Below are 13,195 nucleotides of genomic sequence, written 5' to 3'. Positions count from 1 at the left end.
ATCATCCTGCTCGCGCGACATCAACGAAGACCCTCCAGCCAGGTATTCAGGCTGCTGAATCCGTCCTGATAAGTTCGATCCAGCTGCAACGGCGTAATCGATACATAACCCTGTATGACCGCATGGAAGTCGGTGCCAGCACCGCCGTCCTCGACATCGCCGGCAGCGGCAATCCAGTAGCCGGCACGACCACGCGGGTCGACAACCTTTACCGGCGCCGCAGCACGGGCACGGTGCCCCAGTCGGGTCAGTTGAATGCCGCGGATATGCTCAAGCGGCAGGTTCGGAATATTCACGTTCATTACCGTGCGGGGTGGCAGGTCGAGTTGCTCATGGGCCTCAACCAGCAAACGCGCATAATGCGCCGCCGTCGCCAGATTATCCGGCTGACGTGACAAAAACGAAAAGGCAAACGACGGACGCTGCAGAAAACGCCCTTCAAGCGCTGCAGCGACCGTTCCGGAATACAGTACATCGTCGCCCAGATTGGCACCCAGGTTGATACCTGAAACCACCATGTCCGGTTGATGCTCCAATAACCCATGAATCCCCAGATGCACGCAGTCGGTCGGCGTACCATTGAGACTGATGAAGCCATTGGCCAGTGCATGTGGGTGCAAGGGCCGGTCGAGTGTCAGGGAACTGCTGGCACCGCTTTTGTCCTGATCAGGGGCGATCACCACGCACTCGGCATAGTCCGCCAGCGCCGCATGGAGCGCGACAAGACCGGGCGCATTCACCCCGTCATCATTTGATATCAGAATACGCATGAGCTGTCCGTCTGCCCAACCGGCACCAGATCGATGAGTTCACGTACCAAGACGGTCGCAAAGCATCCGGGCGGAAGGACGAATTCCAGTTGCAGAATGTCAGACTCGGGATAATGCCACGTCAGCCGCCCAATGGGCAGTCGCAGGATGCGACGTTCGTGCTCCATGCCCGCTCTGACCAGCCAGTCACGCAACACGGATTCGTCATCGGCAACGGTATTTTCCAGCGCTGCCGTCTCACCGCCAGCTGGCGAAGGGCCTTCACCCCACTGAGGACCGGTGGGGTGCAGATCGAGGATCGCCAGACGAGGATCGCTGCATTCATCCAATCCGGCCGGGAAAAAACTGCGACTGTCGGTGAACGCAAGCAAATCCCCGACCTGAGCCTTCTGCCAGCTGCCATCGGCAACCCGGGCGGCCAACACCCGGTTGAACAGGTAACTGCGCGCCGTGGACAACAGTCGCGAACGCACGGCGCGCTGCTCAGGCAGCGCCTTGCGGGCGGCGTAATCGCGTGCCTCGCCAAGATTTCCGCCCTGATAGCCAAAACGCTGCGTGCCGAAATAATTGGGGATGCCCTGCCGGGCAATGGTTTCAAGGCGCTGATTCAACGCGCCCTGGTCTGCCTCCAGCTGAGTCAGACGCAGGGTGAAGCCATTGGCCGCATGGGCGCCACGTTGCAGCTTGCGTTTGTGACGACCGCTTTTAAGAATCTTCAGCGTGTCGTCCTGCGCAGCAGACAGATCAGGATCGGCCTTGCCCGGCAGTTGAATACTGAACCACTGACGGGTCAATGCCTGGCGATCCTTGAGACCGGCGTAGCTGACTGTGCGCAACTGAACGCCCGCAGCCCGGGCCAGCCGGCGCGCCGCCTCTTCCGTGTTCAGGCCGCGTTTCTCGACCCATAGCCACAAGTGCTCGCCATCCCCGGAAAGCGGAATGTCCAGCACTTCATCGACCTGAAAGTCTTCGGCAGTCGCCTTGAGGGCTGCACGACCCAGTGCATCGCCGTAGGCCCTGGGGCCAAGCAGTTCAAGTTCATTCATGCGCGCAGCAACAACGCAACGGCATGCACCGCGATGCCTTCTTCACGTCCGGTAAAGCCGAGTTTTTCTGTCGTTGTCGCTTTCACGTTCACCTGGTCCAGCTCAACCTGTAGATCTTCAGCGATCAAGGCACGCATGGCATCGATATGCGGTGCCATTTTCGGTGCCTGGGCAACAATGGCGGCGTCGACATTACCCACTTTCCAGCCTTTGCCTTGGATCTGCTTGAGGACATGACGCAGCAGCACGCGGCTGTCGGCACCTTTGAACTGCGGATCGGTGTCAGGAAAGTGCTTGCCGATATCGCCCAGTGCCGCGGCCCCCAGGAGCGCATCGCTCAGGGCATGCAGCAGGACATCGCCATCGGAATGGGCCAGCAGGCCGAACCCGTGTGCAATCCGCACGCCGCCCAAGGTAATGAAGTCGCCTTCAGCGAAACGGTGCACATCATAGCCATGGCCAATACGCATAAAAAAACGCCCTGAAAAAAGTCAGGGCGTGATTCTACCTGCTTTGGCGCTCGTTAGCTGTTCAAGGCTTCAGCGTGATGCCTTAGATGGTCTTCGATGAAGCTGGCGATGAAGAAATAGCTGTGGTCATAACCTGGCTGCATCCGCAAGGTCAGCGGATAGTTCGCAGCCTTGGCGGCCTGAACCAGAACTTCAGGCTTGAGCTGATTGACCAGAAAGTCATCACGATCACCCTGATCCACTAGCGTCGGCAGTTTTTCCGACGCTTGCCCAATCAACACACTGGCATCCCACTCGCGCCAACGCGAACGGTCTTCACCCAGATAACGGGAGAACGCCTTTTGCCCCCACGGGCAGTCAATCGGATTGCTGATCGGCGAGAACGCCGATACCGACCTGTAGCGACCGGGATTGCGCAGTGCGCAGACCAGCGCCCCATGCCCGCCCATCGAGTGCCCGCTGATACTGCGCGCCTCTGACGCCGGGAAGTGCTCTTCGATAAGGGCTGGCAGCTCCCTGACGACGTAATCATGCATCTGGTAATGCCGCGCATATGGCTGTTCGGTGGCATTGAGATAGAAGCCCGCCCCTTGACCGAAGTCCCAGGCACCTTCAGGGTCGTCTGCTACGTCGGCACCGCGCGGGCTGGTGTCGGGTGCCACGATAATAATGCCCAGCTCGGCCGCAAGCCGGTGAGCTGCGGCTTTCTGCATGAAGTTCTCGTCGGTGCAGGTCAGACCGGACAACCAGTACAGCACCGGGAGCTTGCCGCCCTGCTCTGCCTGCGGCGGCAGATAGACCGCAAACACCATGTCACAACCCTGTACTTGAGAGTGGTGTTTGTAACGCTTGTGCCAGCCGCCGAAGCTTTTCTGGCAGGAAATATTTTCCAAAGGCATGTCGCTTCCTCCAGTTGCAAGCGGCAAGCTACAAGCATGTAACAAATCTTCGTGCTTGCCGCTTGCCACTGCTCCTCAAAAATGAATGACGGTGCGGATGCTTTTGCCTTCATGCATCAGGTCGAACGCCTTGTTGATGTCTTCCAGGCCCATGGTATGGGTGATGAACGTATCCAGCGGGATTTCACCGGTCTGCGCCATGTCGACATAGCTTGGCAGTTCGGTGCGGCCACGCACGCCACCAAATGCCGAACCGCGCCAGACGCGTCCTGTCACCAGCTGGAACGGACGGGTAGAGATTTCCTGACCGGCACCGGCCACGCCGATGATGACCGACTCGCCCCAGCCCTTGTGGCAGGATTCCAGTGCTGCACGCATCAATTGCACATTACCGATGCACTCAAACGAGAAGTCGACGCCGCCATCGGTCATGTCAACAATGACTTCCTGAATAGGACGGTCGAAATCTTTCGGATTGACGCAGTCAGTCGCGCCCAACTGTTTGGCGATCTCGAACTTGGCCGGGTTGATATCGATGGCGATGATTCGAGACGCTTTGGCTTTGACCGCGCCGATCAACGCTGAGAGACCGATACCGCCCAGACCGAAGATCGCTACTGTATCGCCAGGCTTGACCTTGGCAGTGTTGAGCACCGCACCGATACCGGTGGTGACACCACAACCCAGCAGGCAGACTTTTTCCAGCGGTGCCTGTTTGTCGATTTTGGCCACCGAGATTTCCGGCAGTACGGTGTATTCGGAGAAGGTCGAAGTGCCCATGTAGTGGAAAATCGGCTCGCCCTTGTAGGAAAAACGCGTGGTGCCATCCGGCATCAGGCCTTTACCCTGCGTGGCACGAATCGCCTGACACAGGTTGGTCTTGCCCGAACGGCAGAATTTGCACTGGCGGCATTCCGGGGTGTACAGCGGAATAACGTGATCACCGACCGCGACAGAGGTGACACCTTCGCCAATGGCTTCGACAATCGCACCGCCTTCATGACCGAGAATCGACGGGAAAATCCCCTCGGGATCGGCACCGGAAAGTGTGTAGGCATCGGTATGGCAGACGCCGGAGGCCACTACTCTGAGCAGCACTTCTCCCGCCTTGGGCATGGCGACATCGACTTCAACGATCTCCAATGGCTTTTTGGCTTCAAAAGCGACAGCAGCGCGCGACTTGATCATCAAACTTCTCCGACGGGTAAAAACAAGGTATGCAGTGTAGTACAGTGCCAATTGGCGAGTAATACAGCTAAAAGCAAAACATTAATGCTGTACAGGGATAATCCATGCACATCAATCGCTGGGAAGGTCTGGACGAATTCGTTGCCGTCGCTGAATGCGGCCAGTTTACAGCGGCAGCGCAAAGGCTCGGGGTTTCCTCGTCACATATCAGCCGTCAGATCGTGCGCCTTGAAGAACGACTGCAAACCCGTTTGCTTTATCGCAGCACGCGCAAGGTCGCGCTGACCGAGGCTGGTCAAACTTTTTTGCATCACTGCCAACGTTTGCAGGACGGCCGCGAAGAAGCACTGCGCGCTGTAGGCGATCTGGCCAGCGAGCCGAAAGGGTTGCTGCGCATGACCTGCGCTGTGGCTTATGGCGAGCGCTTCATCACGCCCCTGGTGACACGCTTCATGGACCTGTATCCGCACTTGCGGGTCGACATCGAGCTGAGCAATGAAACGCTCGATCTGGTGCATGAAGGGATGGATCTGGCGATTCGCCTTGGCCGGCTACAGGATTCGCGCATGGTTGCAACTCGCCTCGCGCCACGGCAAATGTATCTGTGTGCTTCGCCTTCCTACATTGAACGCTATGGACGACCTCACAGCCTGTCGGAGCTGAATCGCCACAACTGTCTGGTCGGGGGCAGCGATACCTGGCAGCTTCAGCAGAATGGCCGAGAGTTCTCTCAGAGAGTGCAAGGCAACTGGCGCTGCAACAGCGGCCAGGCGGTGCTGGATGCCGCGTTGCATGGTGTCGGCCTGTGTCAGTTGCCGGACTATTACGTGCAGAAACACCTCAACGATGGAACGCTGGTTTCATTGCTGGAAGCCCATCAACCGCCCAATACTGCCGTCTGGGCGCTTTATCCTCAGCAAAGGCACCTGTCGCCCAAGGTGCGCAAGCTGGTGGACTATCTTAAAGAAGGCTTGGCGATGCGCGATGAGTACCGCCAGTAGTCAGCGACCGAACTCAGTGCGGCGTTGACGCAACCATTCAAGATCCTCGGGACGAGTGACCTTGATGTTATCGGACCGCCCTTCGACCAGTCGCGGCGACTGCCCTGCCCACTCGATCGCCGATGCTTCATCGGTGATGCTCACATTCGACACCAGACTGTCCGCCAAGGCGCGATGCAGGGCCCCAAGACGAAACATCTGCGGCGTGAATGCTTGCCAGATCAGGCTCCGGTCCACGGTTTCAAGCACGCGACCACTGCTGTCGGCACGTTTGAGGGTATCCCGGGCCGGTACGGCCAGCAGGCCGCCAACCGGGTCGTCAGCCAGCTCGCCGAGCAGATTATCCAGATCACTACGCGCCAGATTAGGGCGCGCAGCGTCATGCACAAGCACCCAGTCATTGTCGCTCGCGCCCTGAGCATGCAGGTGCAGAAGCGCATTGAGCACCGAGCCTGAACGCTCGCTGCCGCCATCCACTCGCTGAATGCGGGCATCTTTAGCGCAGGGCAATGCAGCCCAGTAAGGGTCGTCCACAGCCAGACTGATCACCAGGCCCTTGAGCCGAGGGTGATCGAGAAAGCAAAGCAGGCTGTGTTCAAGAATTGTCAGGCCGCCCAGTTGCAAATATTGCTTGGGACGGTCAGCTGCCATGCGAGCACCAATGCCCGCAGCAGGTATCACTGCCCAGAAGGCAGGAAGAAAGTCTTTCATGGCACCAACTTGATTATTGCGCGAGCTGGTAAAGGGTTTCGCCGTCCTTGACCATGCCGAGTTCATGTCGGGCACGTTCTTCGACGGTTTCCAGACCCTTTTTCAACTCCATTACCTCGGCATCAAGCACGCGGTTGCGCTCCAGCAGCACCTCATTCTCAGCGTGCTGGTCGGCAATCTGCTGAGTCAGGCTGGCCACTTGCGCAAGGCTTCCGTTACCGACCCAAAGGCGGTACTGCAAGCCAGTCAGCAACAGGAGCAGGACGAGGAACAACCAGTTAGGACTGCGCATTGAAATATCAGGTACCCAGTAAAAAAGACAGCAGAGCCAACGTGAACAACAAACGACTGAGGGCATTGAGCCTGACATAAGCCAGGCTCAATCACTCCAGATTACCGCGGAGCGTCAGCATCAGAGCTGCACAGGCAAGTCAGGTGACTCGAGTCTGTGCAGCACTCTGCGTCTTTTTACCATCTATGGCTCAACCGCGAAACTCGGCACGACCACGATACGCGGCCTTGGAGCCCAATTGCTCCTCGATGCGCAGCAGTTGGTTGTACTTGGAAACGCGGTCGGAGCGGCACAGCGAACCGGTTTTGATCTGACCGGCAGACGTGCCCACAGCCAGGTCGGCAATGGTCGAGTCTTCGGTTTCGCCGGAACGGTGAGAGATGATCGCAGTGTAACCGGCAGCCTTGGCCATCTGAATGGCTTCCAGCGTTTCGGTCAGGGAGCCGATCTGGTTGAACTTGATCAGAATCGAGTTGGCGATCTTCTTGTCGATGCCTTCTTTCAGGATCCTGGTGTTGGTTACGAACAGGTCGTCACCGACCAGTTGGACTTTCTCGCCGATCTTGTCGGTGAGAACTTTCCAGCCATCCCAGTCGGACTCGTCCAGACCGTCTTCAATGGAAATGATCGGGTGCTTGCGCGTCAGCTCGGCAAGGTATTCGGCAAACTCGGCGGAGCTGTACTCGCCCTCTTCGCTGAGTTTGTACTTGCCGTTCTTATAGAACTCGCTCGCCGCGCAGTCCAGCGCCAGGGTCACGTCGGTGCCCAGCGTGTAACCCGCATTGGCGACGGCTTCGGCAATAGCGTCGAGCGCTTCCTTGTTGGACGCCAGGTTAGGCGCGAAACCGCCTTCGTCGCCAACAGCGGTGTTCAGGCCACGCGCCTTGAGCACTGCCTTGAGGTGATGGAAAATCTCGGTGCCCCAGCGCAGGCCTTCAGCGAAGGTTTTGGCGCCGACAGGCTGGATCATGAATTCCTGGATGTCGATGTTGTTATCAGCATGCTCGCCACCGTTGATGATGTTCATCATCGGCACCGGCATGGAGTACACGCCCGGTGTGCCATTGAGGTTGGCGATGTGCGCGTACAACGGCAGATCCTGATCCTGAGCCGCCGCCTTGGCAGCTGCCAGGGAGACCGCAAGAATTGCGTTTGCACCCAGGCTTGCCTTGTTCTCGGTGCCGTCCAGCTTGATCATCGCGTGATCCAGAGCCTTCTGGTCAACCGGGTCCTTGCCCAGAAGCAGGTCACGGATAGGGCCGTTGATGTTGGCTACGGCCTTCAGAACGCCCTTGCCCATGTAACGGCTCTTGTCGCCATCACGCAGCTCCAGCGCTTCGCGCGAGCCGGTTGAAGCACCAGACGGCGCGCAGGCGCTGCCAACGATGCCGTTATCGAGGACCACATCTGCTTCTACAGTGGGATTGCCACGGGAGTCGAGAACTTCACGACCTTTGATGTCGACGATTTTTGCCATTGTTGTAAACACTCCAAGATTGACGAAAACGACGCAGCTGGGAAAACAATGCTCGCAGTCAGACGCAGAAAAAGGCAGGTCTGAATGCGACAACCCCGTCACGAATGACGGGGAACGGCACTTTACCGGAGAACCCTGTTCAAGCGGTCTCTACGATCGGAAAACTTTTGACAAGTTCATCCAGTGACTTGAGCTGGGCCAGGAACGGCTCCAGCTTGTCCAGACGCAGGGCACACGGGCCGTCGCATTTGGCGTTGTCAGGGTCCGGATGCGCCTCAAGGAACAGGCCGGCCAGATTCTGGCTGATGCCTGCCTTGGCCAGATCCAGGACCTGAGCGCGGCGGCCACCGGCAGAATCGGAGCGACCACCCGGCATTTGCAGGGCGTGTGTCACATCGAACAGGATCGGGTATTCGAACTGCTTCATGACGCCGAAGCCGAGCATGTCCACCACCAGATTGTTGTAACCGAAGCTGGAACCCCGCTCGCAGAGAATCAACTGATCATTACCCGCCTCTTCGCACTTGGTCAGGATGTGTTTCATTTCCTGAGGTGCGAGAAACTGGGCTTTCTTGATGTTGATGACTGCGCCGGTCTTCGCCATCGCAACGACCAGATCGGTCTGACGCGACAGGAAGGCAGGCAACTGGATGATGTCGCACACTTCGGCAACCACGGCAGCCTGATGAGGCTCGTGCACGTCGGTGATCAGCGGCACGTTGAAGGTGCGCTTGATCTCTTCGAAAATGCGCATGCCCTCTTCAAGGCCCGGCCCGCGGTAGGAATTCACCGAAGAGCGGTTGGCCTTGTCGAAGCTGGCCTTGAACACATAAGGGATACCGAGCTTTTCGGTCACCCTTACGTACTCTTCACAGACCTGCATAGCCATATCCCGGGATTCGAGTACGTTCATGCCGCCGAACAGCACCATTGGCTTATCGTTGGCGATCTCGATCGAACCCACGCGAATTGTTTTCTGAGCCATGTGTGAAGTCCCTGTCAGGAGTTTTTCTGATGTTGAGCCAGTGCCGCCTTGACGAAACCGCTGAACAGCGGATGACCGTCACGGGGCGTGGAAGTGAATTCCGGGTGGAACTGGCAAGCGACGAACCATGGATGATCCGGTGCTTCGACCACTTCAACCAGCGCACCGTCGCCGGAGCGACCGGAAATCTTAAGGCCAGCCTCGATCAGTTGTGGCAGTAGATTGTTGTTCACTTCATAGCGATGACGATGACGCTCGACAATCACGTCCTTGCGGTAGCAGTCGTGTACCAGCGAACCGGCTTCAAGCTGGCAATCCTGCGCCCCAAGACGCATGGTGCCGCCCAGATCGGAACTTTCGGTACGGGTTTCGACTGCACCAGTGGCATCTTCCCACTCGGTGATGAGACCCACCACGGCGTGCGCGCTGGTACGGTTGAACTCGGTGGAGTTGGCGTCTTTCCAGCCCAGCACGTTACGTGCGAACTCGATGACCGCCACTTGCATGCCCAGGCAGATGCCCAGATACGGAACCTTGTTTTCCCGTGCAAACTGGACGGCAGTGATCTTGCCCTCGACCCCACGCAGGCCAAAGCCGCCTGGAACCAGAATCGCATCCACGCCTTCAAGAAGGCCGGTGCCCTGGTTTTCGATGTCTTCGGAGTCGATATAACGCAGGTTCACCTTGGTACGGTTGGTGATGCCGGCGTGGCTCATGGCTTCGATCAACGACTTGTAGGCGTCGAGCAGTTCCATGTATTTGCCGACCATCGCGATGGTGACTTCGTGCTCGGGGTTGAGCTTGGCGTCGACGACCTTGTCCCACTCGGACAGATCGGCACCCTCACATTGCAGGCCGAAGCGCTCGACCACAAAATCGTCCAGGCCTTGCGAATGCAGGATGCCCGGGATCTTGTAGATGGTGTCCGCGTCTTCAAGGGCGATAACTGCACGCTCTTCAACGTTGGTGAACTGAGCGATCTTGCAACGCGACGACACGTCGATCGGGTGGTCGGAGCGGCAGACCAGCACATCAGGCTGCAGACCGATGGAGCGTAATTCCTTCACCGAATGCTGAGTCGGCTTGGTCTTGGTCTCGCCGGCAGTGGCGATGTACGGCACCAGCGTCAGGTGCATCAGCATCGCGCGGCGTGCGCCCACTTCGAAACGCAACTGGCGGATGGCCTCGAGGAACGGCTGCGACTCGATGTCACCCACCGTGCCGCCGATTTCGACCAGCGCCACGTCGGCATCGCCTGCACCCTTGATGATGCGGCGCTTGATTTCGTCGGTGATATGCGGAATGACCTGAATGGTCGCCCCCAGATAATCACCACGGCGCTCTTTGCGCAGGACGTGTTCGTACACACGGCCGGTGGTGAAGTTGTTGTTCTGGGTCATGGTGGTGCGGATGAACCGCTCGTAGTGACCAAGGTCCAGGTCGGTCTCGGCGCCGTCGTGAGTGACGAACACCTCACCGTGCTGGAACGGGCTCATGGTGCCTGGGTCCACGTTGATATAGGGATCCAGTTTGAGCATGGTGACCTTGAGTCCCCGCGCCTCCAGGATGGCCGCCAATGAAGCCGAGGCAATGCCTTTCCCCAATGAAGAAACAACACCGCCCGTGACGAAGATGTAGCGCGTCATGAAAAACCCTAGAAGTCTGCGTTAAAGCGGTCAGAGCCGCCGGGGATAGCGAAGGAAGGCCGAAGCCCCCGATTACCGACAAAATTCACGGTGCACTCCCGAAACTGCTGCGTTGAAACCGACCGGCCGAAGCCAGTGTGGTGTGCGCTACATTTTAAGAATTACCCAGCAAACACTGGTTGGTAACCGGCAACTTGCGTTGTTTCAAAAGAACCAACAGAAGTTGTATCAAGAAGGGAGCGTAGTCTACCTGAAAGGGCCTTTCAGCTCAAACTTTGGTCGCTGGTCGGTACAACCCAGTGCAAACGCCAGCTTTCATTGGGCGAACCGTCCAGTCCAGGCAGGTTGGCGACGGCCAGCAAGTCATTATCGCAGTAGAGCAGCGGCAATCTGCCGCGCAGAAAAACCGGTACAGCCTGTTCGTTGAGCAACCGTTTCAGATCACGACTGCCGCGTCCGCCGAGGTGCATCACCTCACCTCCCCGCCGGTAGCGGATTTGCAGAGCGCCACACGGCACATCACCTTCAAGGCTTACCCAGCCATTGCCCGGCAAGTGCAACGGTGTGCGGCAGTCGGGCCAGTCTGTTACCGGGTGACGGACATGCTCCCAGTCAGCGGGCACCCACCAGATGCAGCCCTGCGCCCTGTGCAGCTCGCCATCGGCAAGCCGCCACAGCGGACGGGCATCCTGCGCTGCGTCGCGCAATGCCTCCCAGCCAGCCCAGTGATCGGTATCCGGCAGACGCGTCAGCGGCGCAAGCCAGTGGCGCAGTGCATTGCGCTGCCTTGCTGCGGACAGCACGGCAAGCGGGCCAATGCTCAGCACCGGCAAACCAAGCCAGGCAAATGGTGTCGTGGCCTGGGCACCGGCCAGATCCTGCACCGCAAGCTCGTCCAGCAATTGCTGTGCTTCGCCGAGGTGGCACGCCGTGCGCGCCAGACTGATCGATGCCTGAGGCCATCTTGAGGTCAGCAATGGCAGCACGTCACTGCGCAAGAAGTTGCGCGAGAACCGAGAGTCGTCGTTGCTCGGGTCTTCGACCCAATTCAGACCGTGCTGATGTGCGTAGCCTTCAAGTTCGACACGAGACACTGCCAACAGCGGTCGCACCAAATGCCCACGCCCCAGAATTCGCTGATCGGGCATGGCAGCCAGACCGCGTACACCAGCGCCGCGCAGCAGACGGAACAGCAGGGTCTCGGCCTGATCGTCACGGTGCTGGCCGGTGAGCAACACATCCCCCTCAGCCAGCCTGTCAGTGAACGCGGTGTAACGCGCCTGCCGGGCAGCCTGCTCGATGCTCGCACCAGGATCGACGTTTACCCGAACCAGCTCAAATGCCACACCCAGCGCCTGACAAACCTGCCGACAATGTTCAGGCCACGCATTGGCTGCGGCCTGCAGGCCGTGATGAACATGAATGGCGTGTAAGACAGGCAGGCTTTCGCACTTGGCGAGCTTAGCCAGAAGATGCAACAGCACCGTGGAATCGAGGCCACCGGAAAAGCCGATATGCCAGGTTGGCGCGTTGCGCCAGGGAGCCAAAGCCTGAAGGAGCCTGGCAGGAAGGTCATGACCGCTGTGTGTGGAGGTGGTCATTGGTGTTTCTCACCGAACTTCGCTTATTCACGCACTGAACGGTTCAATGCTCAAGCCAGCCCTTTCGCGAACAAACGAAATGTCGCGCGGTTCGCTCCCACGCCTTTCGGGCAGAAGCCCGCAAGACGTGGGAACGATCGTGGCGACGCAGCTTACAGACCGTAGCTCATCAAGCGGTCATAACGGCGGGCCAGCAGCTCATCGTTATCGAACTCCTTGAGCATCGCCAGCTGACTGCTCAACTCTTCGCGAATCAAGGCAGCGGCGGCGACCGGATCACGATGCGCGCCACCCAGTGGTTCGGCGATGACCTTGTCGACGATACCCAAGCCTTTCAGGCGGTCAGCGGTGATACCCATGGCTTCGGCAGCATCCGGTGCCTTCTCGGCGGTTTTCCACAGAATCGACGCGCAGCCTTCCGGAGAGATTACCGCGTAGGTCGAATACTGCAGCATGTTCAACTGGTCGCATACGCCAATCGCCAGCGCACCACCGGAACCACCTTCACCGATAACAGTAGCGATGATCGGGGTCTTGAGACGAGCCATCACACGCAGGTTCCAGGCAATTGCCTCGCTCTGGTTGCGCTCTTCCGCATCGATACCAGGATAAGCGCCCGGCGTATCGATAAAGGTCAGGATCGGCATCTTGAAGCGCTCGGCCATTTCCATCAGGCGGCAAGCCTTGCGATAGCCCTCGGGACGCGGCATGCCGAAGTTGCGACGAACCTTCTCGCGCACCTCACGACCTTTCTGGTGACCGATAACCATGACCGGCTGGCCGTCGAGACGGGCAATACCGCCGACGATTGCTGCGTCATCGGAGAAATGACGATCACCGTGCAGCTCATCGAACTCGGTAAAGATGTTTTCGATGTAGTCCAGCGTGTAGGGACGACGCGGATGGCGTGCCATGCGCGCGATCTGCCAGCTGGTCAGGTTGCCGAAGATGCTTTCGGTGAGCGTCTTGCTCTTGTCTTGCAGCCGGGAGATCTCGTCGCCGATGTTCAGCGAGTTGTCGTTACCCACCAAGCGCAGTTCTTCGATTTTGGCCTGCAAGTCAGCGATAGGCTGTTCGAAATCAAGAAAATTCGGGTTCATAGGCATCCG

Annotated in this window: 13 protein-coding genes; 1 reads left to right on the top strand and 12 read right to left on the bottom strand. The window is 58.5% G+C overall.

Annotated elements, in window-relative coordinates; genetic code table 11:
• Window positions 1–20 precede the first annotated feature (20 nt).
• The 5 genes from surE to LJU29_RS08085 all read right to left on the bottom strand — a co-directional run bounded on the left by surE (window position 21) and on the right by LJU29_RS08085 (window position 4,373).
• Window positions 21–770: a 5'/3'-nucleotidase SurE gene (gene surE / locus LJU29_RS08105; RefSeq protein WP_057422960.1), complete on the bottom strand. Its 750-nt coding sequence runs from the start codon at window positions 768–770 to the stop codon at window positions 21–23.
• On the bottom strand, window positions 758–1,816 hold the full coding sequence (gene truD / locus LJU29_RS08100; RefSeq protein ID WP_005760242.1) for a tRNA pseudouridine(13) synthase TruD: 1,059 nt from the start codon (window positions 1,814–1,816) through the stop codon (window positions 758–760). Before truD ends, surE begins: the two co-directional genes overlap by 13 nt.
• A complete protein-coding gene (ispF, locus tag LJU29_RS08095; RefSeq protein ID WP_257112023.1) occupies window positions 1,813–2,286 on the bottom strand; it encodes a 2-C-methyl-D-erythritol 2,4-cyclodiphosphate synthase in 474 nt (157 codons plus the stop codon). The genes truD and ispF overlap by 4 nt, the downstream gene beginning before the upstream one ends.
• Window positions 2,287–2,339: 53 nt before the next feature.
• Window positions 2,340–3,185, bottom strand: a complete 846-nt coding sequence (fghA, locus tag LJU29_RS08090; protein ID WP_257112022.1) for an S-formylglutathione hydrolase — start codon at window positions 3,183–3,185, stop codon at window positions 2,340–2,342.
• 75 nt (window positions 3,186–3,260) lie between these two features.
• Window positions 3,261–4,373 carry an S-(hydroxymethyl)glutathione dehydrogenase/class III alcohol dehydrogenase gene (locus tag LJU29_RS08085; RefSeq protein WP_004666019.1) on the bottom strand — a complete coding sequence of 371 codons (1,113 nt, stop codon included), beginning with the start codon at window positions 4,371–4,373 and terminating at the stop codon, window positions 3,261–3,263.
• A 110-nt stretch (window positions 4,374–4,483) separates the two neighbouring features.
• Here LJU29_RS08085 and LJU29_RS08080 point away from each other — a divergent pair, with 110 nt between their 5' ends.
• On the top strand, window positions 4,484–5,374 hold the full coding sequence (locus LJU29_RS08080; protein ID WP_183132721.1) for a LysR family transcriptional regulator: 891 nt from the start codon (window positions 4,484–4,486) through the stop codon (window positions 5,372–5,374).
• Here LJU29_RS08080 and ispD read toward each other — a convergent pair whose 3' ends face one another.
• The 7 genes from ispD to accA form a co-directional block, all read right to left on the bottom strand.
• Window positions 5,375–6,085, bottom strand: coding sequence for a 2-C-methyl-D-erythritol 4-phosphate cytidylyltransferase (ispD, locus tag LJU29_RS08075; RefSeq protein WP_004657939.1), 711 nt, complete (start codon window positions 6,083–6,085; stop codon window positions 5,375–5,377).
• 13 nt (window positions 6,086–6,098) lie between these two features.
• Entirely contained in the window at window positions 6,099–6,377 is a 279-nt protein-coding gene (gene ftsB, locus LJU29_RS08070) for a cell division protein FtsB (RefSeq protein WP_057422958.1), read from the bottom strand.
• Window positions 6,378–6,567: 190 nt separating this feature from the next.
• Window positions 6,568–7,854, bottom strand: a complete 1,287-nt coding sequence (eno, locus tag LJU29_RS08065) for a phosphopyruvate hydratase (protein ID WP_005760233.1) — start codon at window positions 7,852–7,854, stop codon at window positions 6,568–6,570.
• A gap of 139 nt (window positions 7,855–7,993) precedes the next feature.
• Window positions 7,994–8,839, bottom strand: a complete 846-nt coding sequence (gene kdsA, locus LJU29_RS08060; protein ID WP_004666021.1) for a 3-deoxy-8-phosphooctulonate synthase — start codon at window positions 8,837–8,839, stop codon at window positions 7,994–7,996.
• A 14-nt stretch (window positions 8,840–8,853) separates the two neighbouring features.
• Window positions 8,854–10,485, bottom strand: a complete 1,632-nt coding sequence (gene pyrG / locus LJU29_RS08055; RefSeq protein ID WP_257112019.1) for a CTP synthase — start codon at window positions 10,483–10,485, stop codon at window positions 8,854–8,856.
• A 263-nt stretch (window positions 10,486–10,748) separates the two neighbouring features.
• On the bottom strand, window positions 10,749–12,086 hold the full coding sequence (gene tilS / locus LJU29_RS08050; RefSeq protein WP_005760229.1) for a tRNA lysidine(34) synthetase TilS: 1,338 nt from the start codon (window positions 12,084–12,086) through the stop codon (window positions 10,749–10,751).
• A gap of 152 nt (window positions 12,087–12,238) precedes the next feature.
• Window positions 12,239–13,186, bottom strand: a complete 948-nt coding sequence (gene accA / locus LJU29_RS08045; protein WP_002554714.1) for an acetyl-CoA carboxylase carboxyl transferase subunit alpha — start codon at window positions 13,184–13,186, stop codon at window positions 12,239–12,241.
• Window positions 13,187–13,195 lie beyond the last annotated feature (9 nt).

This window comes from Pseudomonas ficuserectae, from assembly GCF_024584585.1.
In the GTDB taxonomy this organism is placed as follows: Bacteria; Pseudomonadota; Gammaproteobacteria; order Pseudomonadales; family Pseudomonadaceae; genus Aquipseudomonas; species Aquipseudomonas amygdali.
The sequence above is the reverse complement of the archived record's forward strand: the minus strand, read 5'-3'. Positions and strand labels throughout refer to the sequence as shown.

Coding starts and splice junctions, on each gene's coding strand:
- surE (WP_057422960.1), bottom strand. CDS start 770: ATGCGTATTCTGATATCAAATGATGACGGGGTGAATGCGCCCGGTCTT.
- truD (WP_005760242.1), bottom strand. CDS start 1,816: ATGAATGAACTTGAACTGCTTGGCCCCAGGGCCTACGGCGATGCACTG.
- ispF (WP_257112023.1), bottom strand. CDS start 2,286: ATGCGTATTGGCCATGGCTATGATGTGCACCGTTTCGCTGAAGGCGAC.
- fghA (WP_257112022.1), bottom strand. CDS start 3,185: ATGCCTTTGGAAAATATTTCCTGCCAGAAAAGCTTCGGCGGCTGGCAC.
- LJU29_RS08085 (WP_004666019.1), bottom strand. CDS start 4,373: ATGATCAAGTCGCGCGCTGCTGTCGCTTTTGAAGCCAAAAAGCCATTG.
- ispD (WP_004657939.1), bottom strand. CDS start 6,085: ATGAAAGACTTTCTTCCTGCCTTCTGGGCAGTGATACCTGCTGCGGGC.
- ftsB (WP_057422958.1), bottom strand. CDS start 6,377: ATGCGCAGTCCTAACTGGTTGTTCCTCGTCCTGCTCCTGTTGCTGACT.
- eno (WP_005760233.1), bottom strand. CDS start 7,854: ATGGCAAAAATCGTCGACATCAAAGGTCGTGAAGTTCTCGACTCCCGT.
- kdsA (WP_004666021.1), bottom strand. CDS start 8,839: ATGGCTCAGAAAACAATTCGCGTGGGTTCGATCGAGATCGCCAACGAT.
- pyrG (WP_257112019.1), bottom strand. CDS start 10,485: ATGACGCGCTACATCTTCGTCACGGGCGGTGTTGTTTCTTCATTGGGG.
- tilS (WP_005760229.1), bottom strand. CDS start 12,086: ATGACCACCTCCACACACAGCGGTCATGACCTTCCTGCCAGGCTCCTT.
- accA (WP_002554714.1), bottom strand. CDS start 13,186: ATGAACCCGAATTTTCTTGATTTCGAACAGCCTATCGCTGACTTGCAG.